The organism is Methylobacterium sp. WL1 (assembly GCF_008000895.1).
Classification (GTDB): Bacteria; Pseudomonadota; Alphaproteobacteria; order Rhizobiales; family Beijerinckiaceae; genus Methylobacterium.
In genome coordinates this window covers 5,121,175-5,145,346 of the sequence record NZ_CP042823.1, presented here as the reverse complement: position 1 = coordinate 5,145,346, position 24,172 = coordinate 5,121,175, and the positions used below count along the sequence as shown (strand labels likewise).

Genomic DNA, 24,172 nt, shown 5'->3' with positions numbered 1-24,172 from the left:
CCTGATGCCTTGGGTCTCGCCCGATCGCAGGGCTCTGCCCCGCACCCGCAAACGGTCTCGGACCTTTTGAAACCGGGACGTCCGACGTGAAAGCCAGCCATCTCAGGTCGCCAGCAGGTGGCGGGTCAGCGCCTGGGCGTCGAAGCGGTCGACCAGGTGGAACGGCACCCGCGCCGAGGACGCCGCGGCGGTTCTGCGCAGCGCCTCGCGCCGGGCCTGCTCACGGGCGATCCAGCGTCGCTTCAGGGCCGGGCGCAGGAACACGAGGCGGCGGCCGGCGCCTTCGAGGTCGTCGAGTTCGGCGAGCCCCCAATCCGGCAGGCCCGCATCCTCGGCGCTGTCGGCGAGCAGGACCGGGACCGTGTCGTGGAGGGCGAGCGACGCGAAGACCCGCTCGATCAGGGCCTGCGGCCAGCGGAAATCGGAGACGAGGAAGACCAGCCGCGGCCGGCCGAACAGAAGGCGGGCGGCCTCCAGCAGGCCCTCCGCGCCGGCCGCGTCGCAGCGTGCCGCGGCGATCCGGCCGGCCATGTCGAGGGCCGGTCCGCGCCGACGGGTCGCCGGCAGGTAGAGGTCCGCCCGGATTGCGCGGTCGCACCCGATCACCCCGAACCCGTCGCCGATCCGGGTTGTCGAGGCGGCGAGCCCGGCGCAGAGGTCCCCCGCGAGACGGAGGCGGTCGCCGGCGCCGCGGAAGCGCATCGAGGCCGAAAGGTCCACCAGTGCCCAGACCTCGACGGCGTTGCGCATCTCGAAGCGCCGGACATGCACGCCCTCGAACGGGTCGCGCAGGCTCGCCCGCAGGTCGATCCGGCGGGCATCCGGCAGGGTGAGGAACGGAACCTGGTCCCGGAAGGTGCCCAGCCCGCCGGCCTCCTGGCCGCGATGCGCCCCGAAGCGACGCCCCCTCGGGCGCCAGCGCGGCAGGTAGACGATGTCGGCCGAGGGCGCCCCGGTCATGGTGCCGGCACCGTCTCGAACACCGCCCGGCACAGCTCCGGGACGATCTCGGCACGGCGCATCTCGTGGACCGGCTCCAGGAAGATGCGGTGCGCCATCACCTCGGGGAAGACCGCCCGGACATCCTCCGGCACCAGCCAGTCCCGCCCTTCCAGCCAAGCGCGCACCCGGGCCGCCCGGACCAGGAAGGCGAGGCCGCGCGGCGAGGCGCCACCCTGGACCAGGCGCGTCATGTCGATCCCGGACAGCCGGATCCCGGCCTCTGCCGGGCGCACGAGCGCGTCCCAGAGCCCGACCACGTAGGTCTCGATCTCCGGGGATGCCTGGATCGCCACCTGGATCGCGCTGGCGATGGCGCCGAGGCGGGCCTGGTCGAGCACGCCCTCGGCCACCGTGCCGATCAGCCGGTCGGTGTCGTGGAAGCGCGGATCGAACACCAGCGCGCGCCTTGCCTCCGCGTCGCGGGGCGCGTCCATCCCGATCTCCATCAGGAAGCGGTCGCGGGCGGCGGCGGGCAGCTCGAAGGTCTCCTCGCGCTCGACCCGATTGCGGTCGGCGAAGACCTGGAGATTGGGGAACCGGTACTCCCGGGCGAAGGCCGAGACGCTGCGCTCCGCCATGATGCGCAGGAGCAGCGCATGGACCTGCGGGCGCGCCCGGTTGATCTCGTTGAAGAAGAACACCGCCAGGTCTTCGGCCTGCCGCAGGACCGGCCCCGGCTCGACCCGCGGACGGCCGTCTTCGGCAAGGTAGGTGTGGTAGATCAGGTCGGTCGGCATCATGTCGACCGTGCCCTCGACGCGCTCGTAGGCGCCGCCGAGGGCCCGGGCCACCGCCCGCAGCAGGGTGGTCTTGCCGACGCCGACATCGCCCTCCAGCATGACGTGGCCGCGGGCGAAGATCGCCGTGGTGACGAGGCGGATGACCCGCGCCTGGCCGACCACCGCCTTGGCGACCTCCGCCTCGAAGCGGGCGGCCGAAGCCCGCCAGTCGGTCAGCGTCGCGTCGCCGGGATGGAGCGTGTTCATCGCGCTGGTTCCGGGACAGGGTGGTGGGCCTCAGGGAGAGACCGGCGTGAGGCGCGCAACCGGCTCGGCCACGCGCGGCGAGATCGAGGACCGGACGCCTGTCGGCCTCCGGCTTTTCACCCTCGACCTCATCCTGGGATGCGTTCCCGAAGCGAAGGCCAGGAGGGAGCCCTCCGGAAACCGCTGCGATCTCCGGTGCCTTCCTTCGTGACCCGGCGATCTTCGATCGCCGGGCATCTCAGGATGAGGGATAGATTTGGATCGTCGCGGCTCAGTTCGCAGAGATCTTGCTGACGTCGTACTCGAACTTGCCGGTCTTCTTGGCGTTCTCGATGCGCTTGCGGTTGCGCTCATCCATCTGCTTGATGGATTCCGCCTGCTTGCCGATTTCCTTGGGGTCGTGCTTCGGGTCGTACTTCGATCCCGCGACCTTCTCGGGGAAGCCGGGCTTCGGCTCCCAGCAATTGCCCGGCGCCTTGCAGGTCTGCCCGTCATAGGCCAGCGCCGGCAGGGCACTGAACGCCCCCGCGGCCACCATCGCGGCGGTGATCATGATTCTGTTGCGCATCGTCGACTCCTTGCGTTCGCTCCCAGGGCGGCCCGATGGGCCGTTCTTTGGCGCCGGCTCGGCCGGGCGCTGCTCCGCGCGGACGCTCACTCCAGCGGCTTGCACTGGCCGGGGGCGTCCTTTGCGAAAGTCTCGCCTTCCTTGAAAGGCGTGTAGTGTTTCTTTTGCTCGTCGGTCAGCCAGGCGGCATCCTGGACCGGGCCGGTATAGAGATGCCGGATCCACGCGATGACCTGCAGCGCCTCGTCGGGGTTCAGGTCCTCGTTGTGCGGGCCCATCATGCCGTTGGCGCCGCCCCAGATCGTCGCGAACAGGCCGGTATCTTCGGTGTTGGCGGGATAGGTCCAGTAATTGTCGTTGAGGCCGGGCCCGACCTTGCCCTCGGCGAGATGGCCATGGCAGCCGGAGCAGGAGGTCAGGTACAGGCTCTCGCCGTTGCGCAGGCACGCCTTGTCGTCGATGTACAGGTTCTTCCCATTCTGGAAGAAGGTCTGGACCGCCTTGGTATCGCGCCCGCCCGGCTTGCCCTCGGCGAGGTCGAGCGGCTCCCCGGTGATGGTATTGCGGAAGATCAGGCCGGATTGCGGCCCCGATTGCGGCTGGGCCATCACGGCGGCCGCGCAGAGCGCCGAGGCGGCGCCGGCCAGGATCATCAACCGGATACGTGGAGTCTTCGTCATCTCACATTCGCTTCACGGGGACTGGGTCGCGCGGCGCTCGCTCGCCGGCCGCGCGGCGAGGGTCAGTTGGTGGCCACCGGCACGCCTTCCTGCTTCAGGATCGCGTCGATCCGGGGCTTGGCCGCGACGATGGCGGCGTCGAGGGCGTCGCGCAGGGCCGTGTCGTCCCGGCGCACGCCCATGGACTGGTCGAAGCTCTGCGGCATCTTGCGGCCGTCGCTGCTCACCGTGTCGTTGGGCACGAGCGTCATGCGCAGGGGCACGGTCGAGGCCTTGACGTAGCGGGCCACGTCGGGGGCGAAGGCGACGCCCACATCCGCCTTGTCGTTGGCGACCTCGCTGACGATGCGGGCCGGATCGATCTGCGTGTACTGGTTGCGCGGCGCCCGGAAGCCGACCAGCGAGTAGAGGTAGGCCATGTCCTCCTCGTAGCGGCCGATATCCTTCAGCATCGCCTCGCCCGGCGAGCCCAGCGGGACGACCATGTGGTCGACCGTCTTGAGGCGCGGGTCCGACCACGACTTCACGTCGAGGTCCTTGTCGGCGCGGGTGATGAAGACGTAGCCGCTGCGGTAATAGGGCTTGGTGGTCAGCACCCGCGGGTCGTCGCTGTCGAGCCCGACCACCACGTCGCAGGTCCGCTTCTCCAGCCCGTCGCGCACCAGGTAGATCGCCGGCTTGTCGAGCCAGACGAACACCGGCTTGCGCCCCATCGCCCCCGCCACCGCGGCCGCGACGCGGTTCTCGAGCCCGGAGCCGTCCCGCAGGGACAGCGGCGGCTGCTTCTCGGAGGCGCAGATCCGCAGGATGGACGGGTCGGCCTTGGGCGCGACCGGAGCCTTGCCGGGCGCGGACTGGATGGCCTGGGCCTCGGATTCCTGAGCCCGGGCGTTCTGGGCCGGGATCGCCAGGGCGAGCAGAGCCGCGGCGCAGGTCGCCGCGCGAAGGAGTCCGCCGAGGAGCGGCATGTTTCGATCCCTCAATGCATGTCTTGGGCGGGCCGGGGGCTCCGCCCGCTTGGCGGGCGGGGGCTCCGCCGCCCCGAGCGGGCGGCGGAGCGGTCGCGCTACGGGGCGCGGCTCACTTTGCGGCGTGCTGCGCGTACTCGCCGACGTTCGGGTCGTCGTAGGGGCCCTTGCCGTCCAGCGAGAACACCACCACGCCGCCGCCCATCTGGGTGTAGTTGGCGAGTTTCTTGAAGGCGCCGACCGCGCCGAGGCCGGCGGTCGGATCCTGCAGGTCGAACACCAGGCCCACGCCCGGCCAGCCGCCGACGCCGTAGTAGATGGCGACGTACTGGGTGCCCTTGTGGGTGTAGGTGATCGGGTAGCCGATCGCCCCGGACGGCAGCTTGAACTTCCAGAGCAGGTCGCCGTTGTCGGAGTCGCGGGCCTTGATGAAGCCATCGAGCGTCCCGTACAGGACGAGGCTCCCGGCGGTGGCGGTGGTGCCGCCCCAGACCGCGAAGCGCTCCATCTTCTCCCAGTTGAACTTGCCCGTGATCGCGTTGTAGCTCTTGATCTGGCCAAGACCTTCGTAGTTCTGCCGGTCACCCTTCGGACCCGGATACATGTTCAGCGTCGCGCCGACGAAGAACTGGCCGGCCCGGTAGGGCAGCATGAAGGGCTCCCAATCCATGCAGATGTGATTGATGCCCATGTAGAAGGCTTGGCGCTTCGGGTCGTAGGAATCGTGCCCCTGGTTGTGGTAGCCCATCGCCGAAGGACAGATGTCCTTGGCGAGGTGATCCATCCGGGTGCCGTATTCCGGGTCGCGCACCGGCGTGCCGGACTTCAGGTCCACCGACTTGAACACGTTGACGGTGTCGTCGATCTTGTTGGCCGTGACCAGCGAGCCGTCCGTGCGGTCGAGGGTGTAGACGATGCCGTTGCGGTCCGGGTGGGTGAGGAGCTTCCTCATCTTCCCGTCCTTGTCCTTCTGCTCGGACAGCATCATCACGTTGACGCCGGCATAGTCCCACTCGTCGTGGGGCGTCTTCTGGTAGCCGAAATGTGCCTCGCCGGTGTCCACGTCCCGGCCGAAGATCGTCATCGTCCACTTGTTGTCGCCCGGACGCATGGTCTCGTTCCAGGGCGCCGGGTTTCCGGTGCCGAAGTAGATCATGTTGGTGCCCGGATCGTAGGCGTACCAGCCCCAGTTGGTGCCGCCGCCGATCTTCCAGGCGTCGCCCTCCCAGGTGGAGGTGCCCAGGCCCTTCTGGCCGTAATGGGCGTTCTTGATGTTGAAGTCCTTGGCGAGCAGCAGGTCCTCGTCCGGGCCGGTCGCGTAGGCCCGCCAGACCTGGGCGCCTGTCTTCACGTCGTAGGCCGTGAGGTAGCCGCGCACGCCGAGCTCGGCGCCCGAGGAGCCGATGATCACCTTGTCCTTCACCACGTAGGGGGCGATCGTCAGCGTCGAGCCGACCTTGATGTCGGAGTTCTCGACCTTCCAGACGGTCTCGCCGGTCTGCGCGTTCAGCGCCATGACGTTGCCGTCGAGCAGGGTCTTCAGGATCAGCGCCGGCGTCTTGCCGTCGCCCGGCCAGTAGGCCAGCCCGCGGTTGACGAGGTCGCAGCAGGCGACCGACCGGGCGGCCGGGTTCTGCTTCGGCTTGTCCTGCCACAGGATCTTGCCCGGATCGTCGAGATCGAGCGCGAAGGTGTTGTTGGGGAACGAGGTGTGGACGTACATCTTCCCGTCGACGACCAGGGGCGCGCCCTCGTGGCCGTTGAGCAGGCCGGTCGAGAAGGTCCAGGCCGGCTTCAGCTGCTTGACGTTCGTCTTGTTGATCTGCGTCAGGTCGCTGTAATTGTCGGAGTCGTAGTTCTTACCGGGCATCACCCAGTTGTCGCCGCTTTTCGACTGCTCGATGAGCTTGTCGTTGGCGAAAGCCGCGCTCGTAAGGCCGACCGGCGCCAGTGCCAGGATCGCCAGGGCCGAGACGGAACTCGCTAGCCTTCTCATGGATGCATCTCCTCGCCAGGCCGCCTCGCCGTTGGGCTGCGCGGCTATTGATTGTTGCAGTGCAAGATCGATCGCGGTCGGTCGCATTGATAGTCAGCTTTATTTGCGACTTAGAGACATTCGACCTTTATGATCTGCTTATTAAGATCTTGTCACCTTTCAGTTTTATGCGCCAATGCCCGATGATGTCTTCAGGCAAGCTGACATTTGTTGTCGGGATAATTTGGCAATGCCGTCGGGCAGGGTCGTAATACGTTCGGCCCGCTTGACCGCGCCCCGGTGCCTGCCCACAACAGTGTTCCCGGCCGGGCCTGCCCTCGGCCTCCAGTTTTCGGGGCCGACGGATGGGCTCGATACGGTCCAGAGCGCTGTCTGCCGCCAAAAGGCCGGTCGCCCGAAAGGCCGCCCGCCGGGCTCCGGGCCGGTGCGGAATCGGGCTGCTCGTGGCAGGACTGGCGCTTGCCGGTGTGGCCCGGGCCGAACAGCCGCAGGCGACCCGGTCGCAGGACCGGGCCGGTCCGTCTCGGCGGCTGGCCGCCCTCTACCCGCAGGACGGACGCCGCGACCTCACCGGGGGCGACTTCGACCGCTTCAGGGGGGCCGGCATCCTGTGGTGCCGCAGCCGCGACGGGGTGCCGCAAAAGGCCGCGGCGGCCTGGCTGATTGGAGATCCGTCGACCGTGGTGCTGAACGCCCACAATTTCCGCGACCGCCGCCTGGCGGTCACGCGCTCGGTGGCGGATTGCTACTTCCAGATCGGCGGCCGCAAATACGATTTCGAGCCCGACAGCCTGGTGCTGGGAACCGCCCCCGGGGCGGACGGCCTGCACATCACCGACGATTGGGCGATCCTGCGCCTGACCCGGCCGGCCGAGGCCGTCCCACAGCCGCTGCCCGATCCGCCGGATCTGCCGATCGGGGACATCGCCCTGCCGGTGACCATGGTGTCCCCGGCCGGCCACGGCAATTATCGGGGCCCGAACAGCCTGGAGCGCTGCGCGATCCGCCGGATCGACCAGCCGAGCGAAGATGCGATCCGGCGCGCGCGCCATGATTGCAACGACGGCTACGGCGGATCGGGCTCAGGCCTGTTCGACGAGGCTGGCCGCCTCATCGCGCTTCAAAGCGCATCCCTGGCGATGAATTCCCGCAGCCGGTTCGACATCGAGTTCCACTACGGCTCCGCCCTGCTCTTCGAAGGCGGCCTTTTGGCCGCCCTCCGCGGCCGCGCGGAGGCGGGCGGGCGCCGGTGAGGGCGCCGCCGGGGCGTCAGCGCCACATCATTTGCGCTGCCCGGTGGGGTTCGGGGTCGCGGAGGTGTCGGGCGCCACCGCAGGATTGATGGGCGTGACCATCGACCAGCGTCCGGCGATCGCGATGATCCCGGCGAACAGGGCGACGAAGATGCCGATGAGAATGAGGCGCTTCATGAGGCTGGCTTGCGGCGTCCGGGCGAGTTGAGACCAGCGGGAAACGGCGCGGGGCCGGCGATCGATCCGCGCTGCGACGCCGCCGCGCGGCCCGTCCCGGGCCGAGGCTCACTGCGGCTGCCGCGCCTCGCGGGCGAGCGGCGGCGCGGAAACCGGGCTCCCGGCATTCGAGGGCGCGCGCAGACGGACCAGCGCGGCCCCGGCCTGCTGAGCCAGCGTCTCGATCCGACAGACCGTCGCGTCGTCCGGGATCACCGAGGCGCACCAATAGGCACCCAGCGCGGCGCTCGGTTCGGGTGATCCGATCGGCACCATCACGAGGCTGCGCATCGACGTGGTGCGGTAGGCCTCGGCCGGCAATCGTGCATCGACCTCGATATCCGGAACCACGGCGGTCTGGTCGTTGAGCATCGCCCAGCCGGAGATGCAGGCGGTGAGCGGGAACCGGCGGCCACACCAGAGCGGCTCGATCGCGTCCTCCGCGGCGTAGAAGCAGAACTCGCCCTCGCGCAGGACAACGGCGATCCCGTCGGAGCCGACGATGTCCCGCGCCGTCTCGCGCAGGATGGACACGACGTCCGCGATGGAACGGGCAACCGCCAGGCGGTCGGTTGCCCGCGCCAGCCCATGATCGGGCGGGAAATGGGCTTCTGACATGCCTCGAAACTACGGGACGCGACCCGGATCGTCCACGCCGCGCGTGACGGGCGCCGCCGTCCGGCGCCGGGCGGGGCCATCCGTGGGGCCGGGTGCTCGCCGCCCGCTTCACGGTGCAATCTGCAGGCGACGCGACCGCGGACGCGGCCCCGGGCGCCGACCTGCGAATGTTGCCGCAGGTTAACAACCGTCCGCCCTCCGTAGTGTGGAGGAATAGTTCTATCGGCCGGCAGCTCTGGCCCAATAATGCGAGATGCTGGGGCTTCGACTGCCCTTGATGTGTGCCAGCGCACGTTTTCTACCGCCGGTTCGGAGCCTTGGCGGGCGCTGTTGCAAAGCTGCACTATCGCGTCGGGCCGTCCTCACGTCCTGTCGTCCGGCACATCCCGATCAACGGGAGATTGAGGACCAGATGATCAAGAAGCTTCTTCTCGCGAGCGCCGCCACGGCCCTCCTGACCGGCGCCGCCTCGGCCGCCGACCTGCCGCGCCGCGCCGCCCCGCCGCCCGTGTTCACCCCGGTGCCGGTGTTCACCTGGACCGGCTTCTACGCGGGTTTCAACGCCGGCTACGCCTTCGACGCCAGCAGCCGCTCGAACAACTCCACCTTCGGCGTCCCGGCCCCGTTCGCCGTTCCCGGCACCACCGCCACCTTCCGCAACCGCAGCCAGGACGGCTTCTCCGGCGGCGCGCAGATCGGCTACAACGTCCAGTTCACCCCGGGTTCGGGCGTGGTCGTCGGCATCGAGGCCGACGCCCAGTACCTCGACTTCGGCCGTAGCCGGAACAACGCCTTCGTGAACGGCGCCGTCGCCCCGGGCTACTACGTCACCGACCCGCGCGGCCTGTCGAGCCTCGACTACTTCGGCACCGTGCGCGGCCGCCTCGGCTACGCCTTCGACCGCACCCTCGTGTACGGCACCGGCGGCTTCGCCTACGGCTCGGGCAGCGCCGACCGCTCGTTCGGCGGCTACGCCGGCAACGACAGCTTCCGCACCGGCTACGCCGTCGGCGGCGGTGTCGAGTTCGCCCTCCCCACCGAGTCGTTCCTGAACTTCTTCCGGTCCTCGGCCGTGACGTTCAAGATCGAAGGTCTGTACGTCAACCTGGAGCGCGGCAACCGCAACCAGGGCGCCCTGGTCGTCAACGCCGCCAACCTCGTCCCGGTGGCCTACAGCGCCATTGGTCGCCGCGACGACGAGTTCGCCGTCGTCCGCGCCGGCCTGAACTACAAGTTCGGCTCGTACTAGTATCGGATCGCGCTCCTCCCGGCCTTAACGCCGGGAGCCGTCTTGGCCGGAAGTCGTCTTGGCCGGGAGCCGCTTCGGCAGCCCAGCCCGATCAAACCGGCCGCTCAGGTCGTGCAGAACCCCGGGTGCCCCTGGCGCCCGGGGTTCTGCCGTTTTGCTGGATGGCAAGCCGCAGCCTCATCCGCGCCAGGGCGACTCGCGGATCACGCGACAAAAGTTGCCGGCGTGGAAATGCGGCTCCTTGTCGGCAATGACGTCGGCCTTGACGTTGCCGAAGGTCGTCTCCGGCTTGTGCCGGATCCCCTCGTAGAACGCCTGGATGATGTCCTCCTTGAAATGCGGGGTCCGCGGATGCGCCCGCACCACGGCCGAGCGCTCCGCGTCGCTGTAGTCGGCGTAGGTCAGGCCGAGCACGTCCATCTCGACCCCGGCGGTGACCAGCGCGACCACGGGGTGCATGTGCTGCGGGATGCCCGGCGTGGTGTGCAGCGCGATGGCGGTCCACACCGTGTCGATGTCGGCCTGGTCGATGCCGTACCCGCGTAGAAAATCCCGTGCCGCGTTGGCGCCGTCGACCTCGAAGCGGTCCTGCGCGCTGCTGTGCTGTGGGGTCAGCCCCATGTCGTGGAACATCGCCCCGACATAGAGCAGCTCCGGATCGTAGCGCAGGCCGCGCTGCTTCCCTGCCAGGGCGCCGAAGTAATAGACGCGGCTGGAATGGTGGAACAGCAGCGGCGATTCCGTATCCCGGACGCGTTCGGTCACCGCCCGGGCAAGCGTGCTGTCGGGAATCGCGACGTCGCGGATGGGTTGGTCCATGGCCATCACTCCTTGCTGACTGGGAAAGACTAGATCACGCCCTTCGCGTCCGAAGTTGACGGCACACGTTCCAAACGGACAAATCACGCCCGCGACGGACGCGCGGGAGGGCATTATGGAGCGGAGGCTGGTGATCGCCGCGGGACCGGGCGTGCAGATGCTCGACGTCTCCGGTCCGCTGGACGTCTTCGCGGAGGCGAACGTCCAGGCCGGGCGGTGTGTCTACCGCACCGAGATCGTCTCGACCGACACCGTCGTCATCCGGGCCTCGTCGGGCGCGCGACTGCTGGCGGATCGGACTATCTTCGAGGCCGATGCCGGCACCCTCGATACGCTGCTGGTGGCGGGATCGCCGGACGCGCCCCATCGCCGTCCGGCCGCCGCCTTTCTCGACTGGCTGCGGCGCACGGCACCCGCGGCCCGGCGCTATGGGTCGGTCTGCACCGGAGCCTTCGCCCTCGCCGAGGCCGGCCTGCTGGACGGGCGCCGGATCACCACGCATTGGGCGGCCGCCGACGCCCTGGCCCGGCGCTACCCCGCGATCCGGGTCGAGCCCGACGCGATCCAGGTCCGGGACGGCCCGGTCTGCACCGCCGCCGGGGTGACCGCCGGCCTCGACCTGGCCGTCGCCCTCGTCGAGGAGGATCTCGGCCGGGACGTCGCCAAGCGCGTCGCCGCGCAGCTCGTGATGTTCTTCAAACGCCCCGGCGGCCAGTTGCAGTTCAGCCGTCGCGGCGCGACCGATCCGTCAGGCCGGGCCATCCTGCAGGAAATCCAGCGCTGGATCGCGGCCGCGCCCGCCGAGGATCACAGCGTGGCCCTGTTGGCCGGACGGGCGGGCCTCAGCCCCCGGCACTTCGCCCGCCTGTTCCGAAGCGAGGTCGGGGTGACGCCGGCCGACTGGGTCGAGGCGGCGCGCGTCGCGGCGGCGCGGCGCTGGCTGGAGGCGGAGGGCCTTCCGCCCAAGCAGGTCGCCGCCCTGACGGGCTTCGCCAATGCCGACACCCTGCGCCGGGCCTTCGTGCGCCACGTCGGCATCACGCCTGCCGAATTCCGCAGGCGAAACGGCGCGGGGTGAGCGGGCGGTCGTTCGGAAGCGGCTGGTGATCGTCGGACGTCAACGCCGATCAGCCGGACATCGTCGGGATCATGCGCCCCCGGCGCGGGAGGTTTTGTCGACATGCCGGTGGTCCTCACCGGAGCGCTGTCACAAACCGGCAACAGGGGGATCGCCTTCACGCCGTCGCTTGCAGGCTCGCCACACGGAGCGGAGACGTCTGATCTTTTCTATCGGGATCAAGTGCAGGTCGTGATGTGCGCTGGATCGGTCTTAGATCCAAATTGATGTATATCGCAAAAACTCAAACATCTTGATACTGCTGGCGATAAACGTGCACTTTGTTGTTGCGTTGAAAATTTAATGCGTCCTATGCTTCGCATCGGACTATCAACACCATGCTTGCATCGTGAGGCATCGTCTTATTCTACATTATTGGTGAATTATTACAATATACTGCGCGAAGAGCGCGGCTTGCCCAAGAAATATCAGCAGTCATCTTGGTGTCTAGCCCAACAATCACCGGACACACCGTGATCTGACCCAACGTCTTATCGGACAACCCGATCGCGTCGCGCATCAGGAACCGCGAGACGAACAAAAGACCGTATCAATAATAAGAATTGATAAAAATACAAAAATAGGGGGGATACACAATGAAAAACGCAATAAAAATCGCTGCCACGGCCATATTATTTCAGATCACACCCAGCCATAGCTTTGCGGCGGGTGAGTATCCGCCGTACGACGGATATTTATTGACCTATTTTACCGGCAATCGGCCCTGGGAGGAGACGTTGAAGTTCTCCTACAGCCTGGACGGCCGCCGTTTCAACAGACTGAACAACGGCAATTCCGTCATTGACGCAAGTCACAGCGAGATGGGCGGCCTCCGCGACCCCTACATCTACCGTGGGCAGGACGGCAATTTCATCATGACCGCGACCGATATGCAGAGCTGGAAGGGTTGGGGAAGCAACCGGGGCATCGTCCTGATGCAATCTCCAGATCTCATTCATTGGAAATCCGCCACCGTCAATTTTGAAAAGCAGTATCCAAATCTGTTCCCCGGCCTCCACGCCGCCTGGGCGCCGCAGGTCGCCTACAATCCGTTGACCGACCGGAACATGGTCTATCTGACCGTCGGATCAAACGATCCCTACAAGGCCTATTACGCCCACACCAACCGAGATTTCACAGCCCTGACAGAGACGCCGCGGCAGCTTTTCTATGCTCGGGACGGGATCGGCTACATCGACTACGACATCAACGAACAAGACGGCAAATATCATATGCTGATGAAGGCGGAGTCATCGCCTCAGGGAAGTACGGCCCGGCTCCGGGTCATCAAGCATGCCGTGTCCGACCATCTGACCTGGGGCTATATCATGCCCTCGCAGGATGAAGTGCAGAGAACCGGCAACGCCGTCGAAGGGCCGCAGGCTTACCGCCTGAACGATGGCAGCGGGTATATCGTCATGTACGACAATTACCTGAATGGCGGCTTCCAGCTGGTGAAGACCACAGATTTCAAGACCTTCACGCCCGTCTCGGGCTCCGACGTCAATCAGCTCTCGCCGCGACACGCTGGTATCATTTCTCTGACGTCCGACGAACTCCACCGCGTACTCGACAACGACACCCATATCACCGTCGAGAACGCGGTGCCTGCCACCGGCACGGGCAGGCAGGTTCAGGCCGCCCCCACGGTCGGAAGCAGCGAGAAGAGGGATCTCGGCACGCTCAAAGCCGACAATGGCTGGGCTTCGGAGATCTGGGGCCTCTCCGCAACCGGACATGTCGCCGTCGGGGATGCCTATACCGACGACCGGGGCGCCGACATGCGCGCCGCGGTCTGGTCGGGCTCGGACCTCTCGCAGAAGCGGGATCTCGGCACCTTGAGGGCCGACAACACCGGCGCCGCGAAGGCCTATGCCGTGTCCAAGGACGGTGGCGTCATCGCGGGCATCGCGGAGAACGCCGACCAGAGGCTGCACGCCATCGTATGGTCGGGGACCAATTGGGCGACCAAGACCGATCTGGGCACCCTGACGTCGAACCAGTCGGGCACGTCCGGCGTCTACGCCCTGTCCGATGACGGGCGCGTCGCAGCCGGCGAGTCGAGCGTCGATTCCGGGACGACCCATGCGGCGCTGTGGTCGGGGCGGACCTGGACGACCAAGACCGATCTCGGCACCCTGCGGTCCGACAATACCGGGACGTCCTGGGCCTACGCCCTGTCGAAGGACGGGTCCGTGGTCGGCGGCTATGCGGCTCCCGATCGCAGCGTGGACGTCTATTCGCACGCCACCCTGTGGTCCGGCGCCAGCTGGACGACCAAGACCGATCTCGGCACGTTGAAATCCGACAACCGGGGCACCTCGGTGGTGCGGGCGCTCTCGGCCGACGGCACCGTGGCGGCGGGCAGCGGCACGACCGATTCCGGCTACACCCATGCGGCGCTCTGGTCCGGATCGCGCTGGTCGGAGAAGCGCGATCTCGGCACGCTCCGGGCCGACAACAGCGGCTCGTCCTGGGTGCGGGCCCTGTCCGCCGACGGGCGGGTCGCCGGCGGCATGGCGAGCACCAGTTCGGGGTTCGCGCACGGCGTCGTCTGGTTCGGCGACGGCTGGCGCAGCAGGACCGATCTCGGCACCCTGAGGTCCGATGGCGGTGGCGTGTCCGAGGTCCAGGCGCTTTCCGCCGACGGCCGGGTTGCGGCGGGTTATTCCGAGACCGACTCGGGCGATCCCCACGCCGTCCTGTGGAAGATCACCTATCCGGGGACGCCCGCCAGCGGGCCCTCGACCCCGCAGACCCAGCCCCAGGCCCGGGCAGCCGTCCAGGCCTCCACCCCGGCGTCGGGGCAGGCCTCCGCCCCGGCGTCGGGGCAGGTCTCCACCCAGGCGTCGGGGCAGGTCGCCGCCCCGACGACCCCGTCGGCTCAGGGGCAGCCCGCCGCACCGACCCCGGAACCGGCTCCAACGGTCTCATCCGCCCAGGCTCCGGCCCCGGCCCAGACCGCGACGACCTCCGCGCCGTCCACGGACGTTCGGACTCAACTCGTCGATGTCACGAACACGCGCCGGTCGATCGCCCGGCTGCGGTACGACACGTTCTCGGTTCTGGAGATCCAGCGGCAGTCGCTCTCCTATCTGCAGCAGACCTGGTCCTGCAGCCGCGGGAGTCTCTGCTGGTCGGCCAGCGCGGGGATCGTCTCCGACGGCAGCAGCACCGATACGCTCTCGACGCTACCCCTGAGTTACGGCCTGACCGACACCCTGGCGGTCGGCGGCCATCTCAGCTACGCGCCCTACCGGGCCCTGCCGTCACCGGCGTTCAACGACAACCGCAACGCTGTCGGCGCGGGGGCCTTCCTCAACTGGAGCCAACCCTACGCGGGGGGTGCGTGGTACCTGCGCACCGCGTTGGCGGCCAGCCAGTACCACGCCGATGTCCGCCGCCTGCAATCCACCGCCACGGAGGCCGGCACCGGCAACGCCCGGATCGGCGGCCTCGCGGGCACGCTGGAGATCGGGCAGTCCCTTCCGGTCTTCGGGGATTTGGTGCTGGGCTGGCATGGCGGGGTCAGGACCAGCCGAGTCACCCGTCAGGGCTACACGGAAGCCAATGTCAGCTTTCCCGTACAGTACGACGGGATCGTCTACCGCAGCACGCTCGCCTTTCTCGGCGCGGATGTTTCGGTGCCGCTGACGACGGGCCTCAGCTGGATCTCGGGGGTCGAGATCGAGCAGGCTGTCCGCAAGCCGACGATGCGGTTCACGGCCCATGCCGACTACATCGGCGACTTCGGCTACAAGGCCGACCTGCGCCGCACCCGAGGCGAGGCGCGTACCGGCCTGGCGTTCGGCCTCGGCAACAGCCTCTCCGTGTCGGCGACCGCCTCCGTGCGGACGACGGCGCTGGGCACCACGGCGATCGGAGGCCTGCTCAGCTTCGGCGGCCAACTCTGACACGCGACGACCCGAACGCCACCGCCGCTCGGGTCGTTCTCCACCGACGGGCCGGTGCGGGCGCGCGCCATGCGCTATCCTGCACGCGTGCCGGTGGATCCGTTGGGGGAGATAGCGTGCCGACGATCTTCGACGCCCACACCTTCGCGCTCACGGCTCACGCAGGTCAGATCGACAAGGGTGGCCAGCCCTACATGCGGCACCTGGAGCGGGTCGCCAACGCTGCGCTGGCCCGGGCCGGTCATGCCCGGCTGGTGGACGGTCTCGACATCGACCCCATGGTGGTGATGCAGGCCGCCCTGCTTCACGACGTGCTCGAGGATACGCCGCGCTCCACCGCGGACCTGCGGGCGGCCGGGTTCACGCCGGAGGTGATCGAGGCCGTTGGGATCCTCACGAAACCGAAGGAACGGACGGCTTATTCCGAGCGGATCACGCAGGTGATCGCGGCGGGCAGTCTTCCGGCGATCCTGATCAAGATGTCCGACAACGAGGACAATCTCTGCCCCTCCCGGACCCTGCCGAACGCCACCTTTCTGCGAGAACGCTACGCGACGGCGTTCGGGCGCCTGAAGGAGGCCGCGGCCGCACTCGGGTACACGGGGTCATGAGGCGCGGCACGCGTAGACCCGGCCCGCCCTGCCCAGACGACGGGTCTTCCCTCAGGCGCACGGACCGCCAGGGCGGCGGCCCCTGGTCGGTTCGCGCTGCGTAGCCGGGTCTGCGGCGGGCGGTCCTCAGACTGCCGGAGGCGTCGCTGCGTGGGCCGCGCCGTTCTCAGCCGCCGCCGATACCCGTCCTGACCTTACCGGTCCCCGCACAAGCCGGGCAGGCCTCACCCGCGACCTTGCCGGAACCGCTGCATTCGCGGCACAGGTTCTCGCCGGTGCCGGGGGCGTCGGGGGGGGCCTCGTCGCCGGGTTTCACGGGGTCTGGCTCACCCATCGGCTTCTCCCTGGATAGGAAGGAAACCGAGGGGCGCCGACACCGTTCCCGCCGCCTTCGCCCACCGGGCGAGCCGGTTTGCCCGCTCGGTGGGCGAAGGCCGCGAAAGCGGGCTCGGATCCGGGTCGTCAGCCTTGGGTATTGCTCATCCTGCCCTGCATCTGCGTCAGCTGCGCGATGTGCAGGTTGATCAGAGGCAGCGCGCCGCGGGCGATGCGGCGCAGGCCGGGATCCTCACCCGACTGCGCGTAGGAGCCGTGAATGTTGAGCGCTTCCCGGTGGCCCTGCAGCGCGTTCGCCACGAAGGTGGCGTCGTATTGCGGGCCCGGCGGCATCGCGGTGAGCTGGGACAGGATCTGCGCCTTCTGCGCGTCGGTCGTCATCCCCTGCGGTGGCGGGGCGACCCCGAGCAGGCCGCCGGCCGCGCCCGTGGCCGTACCGACCGCCGCCCCTGCTACGGCGACCGGGGCGGCGACGAGGCCGCCGAGGAGGCCGCCGGGACCCACCGGCGCACCGGCGCTCGGCGCCGGCGCCACGCCGCCGGTGTAGGCGTTGATCTTGCGGGCCAGGTTCACCTGTTCGACCACCTCGGCGCGGGAGAACTTCTTGAGCGCCGGGTTTCGGGTCTTCTCGTGCGCGTCGCGGGCCGTGTTCTCCAAGAACTGGCCGCCGGTGGTCGCCATCTGGAGGTAGACGCCCGACGGGATCGCGCCGGACGGGGTGACTTGGGCGACAGCGGTACGCGTGATTGCGAGGGCGGCCGTGGCGCCCAGCATCGTGGTGAGGACTTCGCGACGGTGCATCATGAGAAGGCTCCGGGTCGTGAGAGAGGACACCGAGGCGCCAGAGGTCGCTTGAGGTGCCATCCCGCGAACCGGACGGCTCAGCCCAAGTTTCCCGCGGGAAGAGCGATGAGACAAACCGCCACGCGATGCGGGCCAGCGAGACGGGGCGGGCGGCCCAGCCCGACAATCGGCCGGCGTATCCCGCACCACCGCCGTCGCGGCGAGGAACCGCTCCGTCGCAATGGCGAACGCCCCGGAAGCGGTTGCTTCCAGGGCGCTGCCGACCTCGCGACCATGCTGATAGGACTGGGGACTCGAGGTCGAGTGACGTCCGGGGCCTCCCTGGTGAGTGGGCGAATCACAGGGCGAAGAGCGAGGCTCCGCCCACCGAGTTTCCCGGCGCGCACGCCGGGGGATGAGTTCAGCGGCTCTGAGTCTTGGATTCGACGCGCTCGCTCACGCCGAACCGGTATCCGCGTCGGCGGCGATGGCTCTAGAAGGAGCCGAACTTGTAGTTCAGGCCAGCGCGGACGACGGCAAACTCCGTGTCACGGCGCAGCACGGTCGGAGAGACAGGCACGAAGGTGACGCTGTTGCCCAGGGCGACGCCAGGGCTGAAGACGCTCAGTGAAGTCACCCCGTTCGATGCGAAGATCCCGTTGTTCTGATTGCCGCGATCGAGGTTGACGTACAGACCTTCGACTTTGAAGGTCACGGCACTCGAACGGAAGAAGTTCAGGAACGAGTCGGTGGGCAGCGCGTATTCGAAGCCGCCACCGACGGTCCAACCCGTCTTGAAGTCGTCGCGGCTGCTGTTCGGCAGGCCGAAATCACGGCCGCCGCCCGCGCCGTAGGCGAACCCGCCGGTGCCGTACACGAGCACCCGGTCGAAGGCATAACCCAGGCGGCCGCGCACGGTGCCGAAGAAGTCCAGGCTCGCCAGACCGGACGGGTTGAAGATCAGGGTCCCGGGCGCGGCGCCGCCACCGCAGGTGCCGGTCGCGGGGGTGGAGACGCAGTTGCGGTTCCGGTCCCGGCCGAAGTCGACGTACTGGGCGTCAGCCTCGAAGCCGATCACGACACCCGACCCCGGCGTGAATTGATAGTTGTAGCCGACCTGGCCGCCGCCGGTGAAACCTTCCTGGGACCGCTGGCCCGAGAAGCCGATGAGCGTGCCACCGGCAGCCGGGAACAGCGGGCTGGCCCCGGGGGCGATGCCGACGCCGAGATTATCCTGCCGGCTGCTGGCATCGAAGCCATACCCAGCATTGATACCGAAATACGCCCCCGTCCAGGTGAACACCGGCACCGGTGTGAAGACCGGGGGCGGGGCCGCTCGGCGCGGTAGATCCGCTGCCGATGCTGTTGCCGTGAGCGCCGTAAGCGCGGTCAGAATGACCGAAATCTTTTTCATGACCCTTCTTTCCCCTCGAAATACCCAGAACGGGCATGAATTTAATCAATAAAAACCAAACGCGATGTATCCAATTCGCAACACCAAGAATTCGATTTTATTGATTTCTTCAATCGGGCATATATCCGGTGCATCATGCCGTCGATAGGATATGAAAACAGCATATCCGCGGATCCATTGTGGCATGCTCATCCAGAGATGGGCCGAACCCCGATCGGCATACGATGTGCCCTGCCGATCCGGCGCGCGCTCCGGCGATCGGCCGATCAAACCCTGAGACGATGGAGCGGATGCGTGTCGCGGTGAAGGAGAACGGCGCGCAGGGCGCGTCCGATCGGCATGTCGAAGCGATCGCCGGCAGGTCGATCGGCGCTGCAATCCTCTGGCGGCCGGCCGCCCGGATCATGCACCGCCCCGAGGGCGACGACCGCGGCACATCCTGATGCGACAGCCCTATTCCCGGAAACCCGGCGGATGCTTGCCGCGCCGCATCCATGCGGGCGCGGTCTGGTGCCGACCGCCGCTCCGGGCAACGGAGCCGTGGCGGCTAATCAATATTGGTACATTAACGAAATATTAACGATTTAATTAATGTTAATGAACCGCCGCCGTTTCGACACCGGACACATGCCTGTCCAGGACGCGAAATCGCGCTTCCTGAAGAGCGGCAGATGTCGCCCCGAGGCATAGGCAACCTGGGGAAGAGCGGAGCGGGAGGGAGACATGGGGGCGATCATTATGGCGGCACCGCTCGCCGGCCCCAGCGCCGAGAGCCGTCGGAGTACAGTGCTGCACATCCTGCTCGGTCTCGGTTGGGCCGGGCTGTTCGCCTATTGCGGCGCCTATCTGGACACGGATCTCCCGCTCCAGACGTCATCGGTTCAGTCCGTCGGGGAACCGCTCATCGCTCAGCCCGATGACCTGTCCCGGTCTGTGATGGCGCTTGCGGCACCCGAGCCGGCCGGGGCCGTTGCGGCACCCGATGCCGGGGCGCCCCTCGCATCGCCGATCATCGCAACGCAACCGGTCGCACCGCCGGCGACGCCCCGTTCGGCCTCGGCCGGGTTCGCCTATGTCGGGACCTGGGGGCCCACTCCAGATGCCTGCAGCGCCCCCGCGCGCCGCAAGGGCTACGTCCCGGCGACGTTCACGCCCGATCGGGCCCAGGCCGGCGACACCATCTGCAGCTTTCGCGGCGCTCATCGAACCGGCAATGCCTGGGCCATGGCGGCCGATTGCGGCGCCCGCGACCGCCGCTGGTCCTCGCAGGTCCGCATCGCGGTGAACGGCGATCGCCTGACCTGGACGAGCGCCATGGGCACCTCGACCTACGTCCGTTGCGCGCGTCGCGCTGGTTAGAGCGCTCGCCCGCGCAGTGGATACCGGTTCGGCGAAAGGGCGCAACTCCAGCCGGCACGAAGACAACGCCGCCCCGTCACCGGAGCCGGTCGGCCCGAGCGGCAACAGGGCTTGGCAATAGGGCTTGGAATGCCCCGCACCGCGCGGGCCCCGCAGCGCGCGGCCTCCAATCCGCGCGAACCGGCTCCCGGTTTCACCGTCATGCGCGATGACGACAGCGGGAGGGCGCCGATTTCGGAGCCGTGCAGCGTATCCACCGCGAATGCTTGTAGAAACAATCAGCACAATCGTTATCGCATTGCCTTGTGACGTTCGACAGCACATTGTGCCGATTCTTCAAGCACAGGTGCACACCGTGGACGAAACCGTCGAAACGATCGAGCGTGGGGCTCCCGACTACATCGAACTGACGGCGGGTCTCGTTTCCGCCTACGTCTCGAACAACCACCTGCAGCCGGGCGAGATTGCCAGCTTGATCGCCAACACGCACGCCGCGCTCGCCGGGCTTGCCCATAGCGGCGCCCCCGAGGCACCGGCGGCCGACAGGCCGACCCCATCCCAAATCCGGAAGTCGATCACCCCCGATGCACTGATCAGCTTCGTCGACGGCAAGCCGTACAAGACGCTGAAGCGGCATCTCAACGGCAACGGGATGACGATCGAGCAGTACCGGGAGCGCTACGGCCTGCCGCGGGACTACCCCTCGACGGCCGCGAGCTACTCCGAACAGCGCTCGGCCCTCGCGAGGAGCCTCGGTCTCGGCCAGCAGCGCAAGAAGGCGGCCCCGAAGGCCGAGGACCTCACAGCGACAGCCGCGGAGAAGCCGAAGCGTGCCGGGCGGCCGCGGAAGACCCAGGAGGCCTGAGGCCGGGCAGGGATCTGCCCGCCCCCTCCGGCGATCCTGATCTCCTCACCGATCGCGGCGGTCGAGCCTGACCGGGCTCCCGCTTGCGAGCACGCCAGTCGTCGTGCTGCACCCGTTCACGCACGGCCGGCGCGCCCGCACCGAATGCCCCGGCGACCGCTCTGTCAGGCAGCCCTCAGGCGACGCTCACCGGCACTCGGTGCCATGCCGTGCCGAGATAGCCCTTGTAGTTCCAGGTCACGTCGGGGTCGGCAGGCTGTGTCTGCCCAGCCTCGTCCCACGCCCGTACCACCAACGTGCGCTCACCGGAGGGCAGGTCGAGGTCGATGGTCCAGAACGTCCAGGCGAAGGGCGACGCGGCGTCATGCTCGAGCGAGGCCTGGGCCCAGGATCGCCCACCATCGCCGGAGACGTCGACACGCACCACGGCGCGGTCACCCGACACCGCGTAGCCGCGGATTCTGGTCGTTCCGGCCCTCAACGCGGCGCCGCGCAGCGGCTCGCAGATCACCGCGTTCAGCGGCATGGTGTTGATGGTGTGGCCCTTCGCCGGGTCGGCCGTCTCCGCGGTCACATCGGCCGGGAACAGCTTGTAATCGCTCGCCTGGATCGGGTTGTCGGAGGGGTGGTCCTGAACCGTGATGCGCTTGAGCCATTTCGGGCTCCGCACCCCGGCGTAACCCGGCACCACGGCCCGCAGCGGGAAGCCGTGCTCCGGCAGGAGCGTCTCGCCGTTCATGGCGAAGGCCAGCAGGGTTTCCGGCGCCAGCGCCTTAGCGAGCGGAATCGAGACGCCGTAGGGATGCCCCTCGACCATGTCGTGGCTCTCGAACGCGACATGCAGGGCCGCGCCCTCTTGGATCCCGGCCGCGCGCAGCACATCCCCCAATCGGATTCCGGTCCAGTCGGCCGTTCCGATGGCGCCGCCGTCCCACGGATCACCGGACACCGGTGCGACCGCCCGCATGTCGGCGCGGCGATTGCCCGCGCATTGCATCGTCGCGGTGACGACGACGTGCGGAAAATGCGACTGCACGTCGTGCAGCGACAGATCGAGGGGCGTCGGGACCGCACCATCGACGCTGATGCGGGCCTCATCCCCGACGATCGCCGGCAGATCTCCGTGGGAGCGCACGTAGAACGCATCCGCCGGCGTACGGTAGGCGGCGCGCAGCCGGACCAGCGGTGGCTCCGCGTTGTAGGGCGCATCCCCGTGAACGATCAGGCGCGCCTTTCGCTCGGCGAACGTCGACATGCAGGTTGTACCCCTTGATGCGAACTGGGAACGCCTGGGCTCATGGAGCGTAGCGCTACGAGAACGGAGGCGCGCACCATGATTCAGGCTGATACCCCGATGCCCGGCGAGGATCCGGGCGCGTTGATCGAGGATCCGTCCCGCCTCGACGAGATCGAGCCGTCCAAGCCCGCCGTGCCCGAAGAGGACGACCCCGAGGTGAAGGACACCGAGGTGCAGCCGACCTGATCTCGGCCGCCCAACCCCGTCCGAAGGCCGATACGAAGAGCGCCGCGACCATGATCGACCCGAAGCGCCCAGAGACCGATCCCGCCCAGGCAGAGCCGGGGGAGCGTGGCTACGAGAACCTGCCGGTCCGCGGGCCCTCCCAAGGCCCACGCTCCCTCGGCGCCTCCGAGCCCGGGGATATCGGTGCGCCGCGAAACGACGAGGCGAAGCGGGTGGCCGAGCAGGGCGACACACGCTCGCCGGTCGAGCGCGCCGGACAGGAGGCGTTCGACACGGCGAAAACGGACACGCAGCGGCGAACGTGACCGGGCGGGACGCCGGATTCCCGGTGGCCGGATCCAGCCCACCGGCCACCGTGGAACCGGCCGGATCGTCAGTACCGGACGTTGGAGAAACCGTTTGCGCTTCGGCCGATGACGCTCTGGATGACCTCCTTGGTCGAGGGGCTGATCCCGCCATCGCCGCGTAGGCGCCGCCCGTCCGCCCGCTCAACGCGATCGAGCTCCGGACCGCACCGCTCCAGCGCAGGGCGGATTTTGGAGGCCGGGTTCACGCCGCGTTGCGCCTCGGCGCCGTTCATCTCGAACCTGAGGCAGGACGCCAGATACCCCTTCACGTCATCGAACGCCGCGGCGTGCGCGCCCGACGTCAGGGCCACGAAAAGCAATGCGGATCGGATGAGCATCGGACACTCCGGCAAGGCTCGAGGATGGGCAAGGCTCGAGGATGGGCAAGGCTGGATGATGCCGTCAACGCACGACGAGAGCATTCGTCGCCGGCGTTTCAGGCCCGCGCACGCCGTCGGCGAAGGAACGCCACAGCCCCCGCGGCCAGGATCACGCTGAGCCCGGCATTCACCTCCGGCGACGGCGCTCCGCCGGAGGCGCCTCCAGTTCCCCAACCCGCCCCTGCCCCGCCGACGGCGCTGAACGCGAAGACGGGGTCTTCGGAACCGCGGAGCGCGGCGGTGAAGGACATCGTCCTGCTTCCCCCGGCGCCCGGGGGCGACGTGGAGGACGGATCTGCACCGGTCACCGGGGCAATGGCGGGAAGCAAGCGGAGAATGCCGGCGGACAAACCGGGGTTCTGATCGGCCACGCCGGAATTGCCGCCGCCGCCCGCCGCATGAGCGCACAGGCAACGTCCGACCTCAGTAAAGTAGCATATCCCTACGTAGTCCATTGCCAATACTCAAGTTACGCAACGTAAATACATTGACCTTCAGAGGGGCCATTGGCAATTATTTATTGTGGTTAATAGCACTCAACCACAGATAAAACATGCAGTTAAGATTATAGCCAAGCTTCGAGCATCTGGGGCTCTCGTTTCACTTCGCATGGTGCCAGATCCCACGCGACCCGCTCGGGCCGCGCCCCCACGCGTCAGCGACCCCGCCCGCGACATCCGACGTGCCAACGGGTGCCGGAAGGGCGAGCCCGGTTGTCTTGCGATCGGAACCGGCTCCGCGCCGCGGCCCCCGCCGCCCACCGCGCGCACTCGAAAGCGACGCGATGAGGGAACCAGATCATGGGCGCGGCGGGTCGTGGATCGCTTTGACCAGCCCCGCCGAATAGACTGTCATTATCTGGCGTTTAGAATTTTTTAACTATGATAATCGACATTCGCTGTGGTCCATGGTCCTGGATCAGCAATCTTCAGCCCGCCCGGTTCGCCGGTGCGGGCTTTTTGATGCCCCGCGCCCGGGCGTTTGCCCCGGGGTGGCGGGGAGGCTCCTGATCAATCCAGAACCATGAGCGATGCAAGCAGGAACGCCATCTCGATCGCCAGCATCATGGCGATGATGCGAATGACAGACCGATCCTTCGCATTGTCGAGGTGATCCGAGCGGTCATCGGCCATGGTTGGGATCCCCATCCACGAAGCAGGCTATAGCCGCATTGGCCGCACGCTTTATCATGGATTGGAAACGCAACG

General features: G+C 67.8%; 25 protein-coding genes. 10 read left to right on the top strand and 15 right to left on the bottom strand.

What is annotated here, in order from left to right:
• Positions 1-102: 102 nt before the first annotated feature.
• From FVA80_RS25090 to FVA80_RS25065, 6 genes are all read right to left on the bottom strand, one after another.
• Positions 103-960 (bottom strand): DUF58 domain-containing protein, encoded by an 858-nt coding sequence (locus FVA80_RS25090; protein WP_147908592.1) that lies wholly within the window; start codon positions 958-960, stop codon positions 103-105.
• Complete coding sequence (locus tag FVA80_RS25085; RefSeq protein WP_147908593.1) at positions 957-1,988, bottom strand: MoxR family ATPase; 1,032 nt, start codon at positions 1,986-1,988, stop codon at positions 957-959. The genes FVA80_RS25090 and FVA80_RS25085 overlap by 4 nt, the downstream gene beginning before the upstream one ends.
• Positions 1,989-2,259: 271 nt before the next feature.
• Entirely contained in the window at positions 2,260-2,556 is a 297-nt protein-coding gene (locus FVA80_RS25080) for a methanol dehydrogenase [cytochrome c] subunit (protein ID WP_187193507.1), read from the bottom strand.
• A gap of 86 nt (positions 2,557-2,642) precedes the next feature.
• The gene (gene moxG, locus FVA80_RS25075; protein WP_147897891.1) at positions 2,643-3,209 is read right to left on the bottom strand and encodes a cytochrome c(L), periplasmic; all 567 of its coding nucleotides are present in this window, start codon (positions 3,207-3,209) and stop codon (positions 2,643-2,645) included.
• An 89-nt stretch (positions 3,210-3,298) separates the two neighbouring features.
• The gene (moxJ, locus tag FVA80_RS25070; protein WP_147908594.1) at positions 3,299-4,204 is read right to left on the bottom strand and encodes a methanol oxidation system protein MoxJ; all 906 of its coding nucleotides are present in this window, start codon (positions 4,202-4,204) and stop codon (positions 3,299-3,301) included.
• A gap of 112 nt (positions 4,205-4,316) precedes the next feature.
• The gene (locus FVA80_RS25065) at positions 4,317-6,200 is read right to left on the bottom strand and encodes a methanol/ethanol family PQQ-dependent dehydrogenase (protein WP_147910869.1); all 1,884 of its coding nucleotides are present in this window, start codon (positions 6,198-6,200) and stop codon (positions 4,317-4,319) included.
• A 530-nt stretch (positions 6,201-6,730) separates the two neighbouring features.
• Between FVA80_RS25065 and FVA80_RS25060 the strand changes: the two genes are divergently transcribed.
• Positions 6,731-7,453: a trypsin-like peptidase domain-containing protein gene (locus tag FVA80_RS25060; RefSeq protein WP_246692462.1), complete on the top strand. Its 723-nt coding sequence runs from the start codon at positions 6,731-6,733 to the stop codon at positions 7,451-7,453.
• A gap of 27 nt (positions 7,454-7,480) precedes the next feature.
• Here FVA80_RS25060 and FVA80_RS30765 read toward each other — a convergent pair whose 3' ends face one another.
• Positions 7,481-7,630, bottom strand: coding sequence for a hypothetical protein (locus tag FVA80_RS30765; RefSeq protein ID WP_187193506.1), 150 nt, complete (start codon positions 7,628-7,630; stop codon positions 7,481-7,483).
• A gap of 108 nt (positions 7,631-7,738) precedes the next feature.
• On the bottom strand, positions 7,739-8,287 hold the full coding sequence (locus tag FVA80_RS25055) for a GAF domain-containing protein (RefSeq protein WP_147910868.1): 549 nt from the start codon (positions 8,285-8,287) through the stop codon (positions 7,739-7,741).
• A 412-nt stretch (positions 8,288-8,699) separates the two neighbouring features.
• Between FVA80_RS25055 and FVA80_RS25050 the strand changes: the two genes are divergently transcribed.
• A complete protein-coding gene (locus tag FVA80_RS25050) occupies positions 8,700-9,536 on the top strand; it encodes a porin family protein (protein ID WP_147897873.1) in 837 nt (278 codons plus the stop codon).
• Positions 9,537-9,713: 177 nt separating this feature from the next.
• Here the strand turns inward: FVA80_RS25050 and FVA80_RS25045 are convergent, their stop codons facing one another.
• Positions 9,714-10,355 (bottom strand): HD domain-containing protein, encoded by a 642-nt coding sequence (locus FVA80_RS25045; RefSeq protein ID WP_147909617.1) that lies wholly within the window; start codon positions 10,353-10,355, stop codon positions 9,714-9,716.
• A 115-nt stretch (positions 10,356-10,470) separates the two neighbouring features.
• On the opposite strand from FVA80_RS25045, the gene FVA80_RS25040 reads away from it, so the two are divergent.
• The 3 genes from FVA80_RS25040 (at position 10,471) to FVA80_RS25030 (ending at position 15,997) form a co-directional block, all read left to right on the top strand.
• Positions 10,471-11,433, top strand: a complete 963-nt coding sequence (locus FVA80_RS25040) for a helix-turn-helix domain-containing protein (protein WP_147909618.1) — start codon at positions 10,471-10,473, stop codon at positions 11,431-11,433.
• Positions 11,434-12,068: 635 nt separating this feature from the next.
• Positions 12,069-15,386, top strand: a complete 3,318-nt coding sequence (locus tag FVA80_RS25035; protein WP_147909619.1) for a family 43 glycosylhydrolase — start codon at positions 12,069-12,071, stop codon at positions 15,384-15,386.
• Positions 15,387-15,502: 116 nt separating this feature from the next.
• Positions 15,503-15,997 (top strand): HD domain-containing protein, encoded by a 495-nt coding sequence (locus FVA80_RS25030; RefSeq protein WP_147909620.1) that lies wholly within the window; start codon positions 15,503-15,505, stop codon positions 15,995-15,997.
• A gap of 166 nt (positions 15,998-16,163) precedes the next feature.
• On the opposite strand, the gene FVA80_RS30760 is transcribed toward FVA80_RS25030, so the two are convergent.
• The 3 genes from FVA80_RS30760 to FVA80_RS25020 all read right to left on the bottom strand — a co-directional run bounded on the left by FVA80_RS30760 (position 16,164) and on the right by FVA80_RS25020 (position 18,530).
• Positions 16,164-16,331 (bottom strand): hypothetical protein, encoded by a 168-nt coding sequence (locus tag FVA80_RS30760; protein WP_187193505.1) that lies wholly within the window; start codon positions 16,329-16,331, stop codon positions 16,164-16,166.
• A gap of 128 nt (positions 16,332-16,459) precedes the next feature.
• Positions 16,460-17,134: a DUF4142 domain-containing protein gene (locus FVA80_RS25025; protein WP_147909635.1), complete on the bottom strand. Its 675-nt coding sequence runs from the start codon at positions 17,132-17,134 to the stop codon at positions 16,460-16,462.
• A 475-nt stretch (positions 17,135-17,609) separates the two neighbouring features.
• Positions 17,610-18,530 (bottom strand): outer membrane beta-barrel protein, encoded by a 921-nt coding sequence (locus FVA80_RS25020; RefSeq protein WP_147909621.1) that lies wholly within the window; start codon positions 18,528-18,530, stop codon positions 17,610-17,612.
• A gap of 290 nt (positions 18,531-18,820) precedes the next feature.
• Here FVA80_RS25020 and FVA80_RS30755 point away from each other — a divergent pair, with 290 nt between their 5' ends.
• The 3 genes from FVA80_RS30755 (at position 18,821) to FVA80_RS25010 (ending at position 20,754) form a co-directional block, all read left to right on the top strand.
• Positions 18,821-18,973, top strand: coding sequence for a hypothetical protein (locus FVA80_RS30755; RefSeq protein ID WP_187193504.1), 153 nt, complete (start codon positions 18,821-18,823; stop codon positions 18,971-18,973).
• A gap of 280 nt (positions 18,974-19,253) precedes the next feature.
• Positions 19,254-19,889 carry a peptidase inhibitor family I36 protein gene (locus tag FVA80_RS25015; RefSeq protein ID WP_147909622.1) on the top strand — a complete coding sequence of 212 codons (636 nt, stop codon included), beginning with the start codon at positions 19,254-19,256 and terminating at the stop codon, positions 19,887-19,889.
• A 355-nt stretch (positions 19,890-20,244) separates the two neighbouring features.
• A complete protein-coding gene (locus tag FVA80_RS25010; protein ID WP_246692130.1) occupies positions 20,245-20,754 on the top strand; it encodes a MucR family transcriptional regulator in 510 nt (169 codons plus the stop codon).
• Positions 20,755-20,929: 175 nt separating this feature from the next.
• On the opposite strand, the gene FVA80_RS25005 is transcribed toward FVA80_RS25010, so the two are convergent.
• Positions 20,930-22,009, bottom strand: a complete 1,080-nt coding sequence (locus FVA80_RS25005) for a molybdopterin-dependent oxidoreductase (protein WP_147909623.1) — start codon at positions 22,007-22,009, stop codon at positions 20,930-20,932.
• 78 nt (positions 22,010-22,087) lie between these two features.
• On the opposite strand from FVA80_RS25005, the gene FVA80_RS30750 reads away from it, so the two are divergent.
• Both FVA80_RS30750 and FVA80_RS25000 read left to right on the top strand, forming a co-directional pair.
• Positions 22,088-22,237: a hypothetical protein gene (locus tag FVA80_RS30750; RefSeq protein ID WP_187193503.1), complete on the top strand. Its 150-nt coding sequence runs from the start codon at positions 22,088-22,090 to the stop codon at positions 22,235-22,237.
• 50 nt (positions 22,238-22,287) lie between these two features.
• Positions 22,288-22,542 (top strand): hypothetical protein, encoded by a 255-nt coding sequence (locus FVA80_RS25000; protein ID WP_147909624.1) that lies wholly within the window; start codon positions 22,288-22,290, stop codon positions 22,540-22,542.
• 68 nt (positions 22,543-22,610) lie between these two features.
• Here FVA80_RS25000 and FVA80_RS24995 read toward each other — a convergent pair whose 3' ends face one another.
• Together FVA80_RS24995 and FVA80_RS32055 are read right to left on the bottom strand one after the other, a co-directional pair.
• Positions 22,611-22,922 carry a hypothetical protein gene (locus FVA80_RS24995; protein ID WP_147909625.1) on the bottom strand — a complete coding sequence of 104 codons (312 nt, stop codon included), beginning with the start codon at positions 22,920-22,922 and terminating at the stop codon, positions 22,611-22,613.
• Positions 22,923-23,974: 1,052 nt separating this feature from the next.
• On the bottom strand, positions 23,975-24,097 hold the full coding sequence (locus FVA80_RS32055) for a hypothetical protein (RefSeq protein ID WP_281407058.1): 123 nt from the start codon (positions 24,095-24,097) through the stop codon (positions 23,975-23,977).
• Positions 24,098-24,172: the final 75 nt, after the last annotated feature.

Excerpts from the sequence above, each read along its gene's own strand:
- FVA80_RS25090 (WP_147908592.1), bottom strand. The coding sequence starts at position 960 with ATGACCGGGGCGCCCTCGGCCGACATCGTCTACCTGCCGCGCTGGCGC.
- FVA80_RS25085 (WP_147908593.1), bottom strand. The coding sequence starts at position 1,988 with ATGAACACGCTCCATCCCGGCGACGCGACGCTGACCGACTGGCGGGCT.
- FVA80_RS25080 (WP_187193507.1), bottom strand. The coding sequence starts at position 2,556 with ATGCGCAACAGAATCATGATCACCGCCGCGATGGTGGCCGCGGGGGCG.
- moxG (WP_147897891.1), bottom strand. The coding sequence starts at position 3,209 with ATGATCCTGGCCGGCGCCGCCTCGGCGCTCTGCGCGGCCGCCGTGATG.
- moxJ (WP_147908594.1), bottom strand. The coding sequence starts at position 4,204 with ATGCCGCTCCTCGGCGGACTCCTTCGCGCGGCGACCTGCGCCGCGGCT.
- FVA80_RS25065 (WP_147910869.1), bottom strand. The coding sequence starts at position 6,200 with ATGAGAAGGCTAGCGAGTTCCGTCTCGGCCCTGGCGATCCTGGCACTG.
- FVA80_RS30765 (WP_187193506.1), bottom strand. The coding sequence starts at position 7,630 with ATGAAGCGCCTCATTCTCATCGGCATCTTCGTCGCCCTGTTCGCCGGG.
- FVA80_RS25055 (WP_147910868.1), bottom strand. The coding sequence starts at position 8,287 with ATGTCAGAAGCCCATTTCCCGCCCGATCATGGGCTGGCGCGGGCAACC.
- FVA80_RS25050 (WP_147897873.1), top strand. The coding sequence starts at position 8,700 with ATGATCAAGAAGCTTCTTCTCGCGAGCGCCGCCACGGCCCTCCTGACC.
- FVA80_RS25045 (WP_147909617.1), bottom strand. The coding sequence starts at position 10,355 with ATGGACCAACCCATCCGCGACGTCGCGATTCCCGACAGCACGCTTGCC.
- FVA80_RS25040 (WP_147909618.1), top strand. The coding sequence starts at position 10,471 with ATGGAGCGGAGGCTGGTGATCGCCGCGGGACCGGGCGTGCAGATGCTC.
- FVA80_RS25035 (WP_147909619.1), top strand. The coding sequence starts at position 12,069 with ATGAAAAACGCAATAAAAATCGCTGCCACGGCCATATTATTTCAGATC.
- FVA80_RS30760 (WP_187193505.1), bottom strand. The coding sequence starts at position 16,331 with ATGGGTGAGCCAGACCCCGTGAAACCCGGCGACGAGGCCCCCCCCGAC.
- FVA80_RS25025 (WP_147909635.1), bottom strand. The coding sequence starts at position 17,134 with ATGCACCGTCGCGAAGTCCTCACCACGATGCTGGGCGCCACGGCCGCC.
- FVA80_RS25020 (WP_147909621.1), bottom strand. The coding sequence starts at position 18,530 with ATGAAAAAGATTTCGGTCATTCTGACCGCGCTTACGGCGCTCACGGCA.
- FVA80_RS30755 (WP_187193504.1), top strand. The coding sequence starts at position 18,821 with ATGCGTGTCGCGGTGAAGGAGAACGGCGCGCAGGGCGCGTCCGATCGG.
- FVA80_RS25015 (WP_147909622.1), top strand. The coding sequence starts at position 19,254 with ATGGGGGCGATCATTATGGCGGCACCGCTCGCCGGCCCCAGCGCCGAG.
- FVA80_RS25005 (WP_147909623.1), bottom strand. The coding sequence starts at position 22,009 with ATGTCGACGTTCGCCGAGCGAAAGGCGCGCCTGATCGTTCACGGGGAT.
- FVA80_RS30750 (WP_187193503.1), top strand. The coding sequence starts at position 22,088 with ATGATTCAGGCTGATACCCCGATGCCCGGCGAGGATCCGGGCGCGTTG.
- FVA80_RS25000 (WP_147909624.1), top strand. The coding sequence starts at position 22,288 with ATGATCGACCCGAAGCGCCCAGAGACCGATCCCGCCCAGGCAGAGCCG.
- FVA80_RS24995 (WP_147909625.1), bottom strand. The coding sequence starts at position 22,922 with ATGCTCATCCGATCCGCATTGCTTTTCGTGGCCCTGACGTCGGGCGCG.
- FVA80_RS32055 (WP_281407058.1), bottom strand. The coding sequence starts at position 24,097 with ATGGCCGATGACCGCTCGGATCACCTCGACAATGCGAAGGATCGGTCT.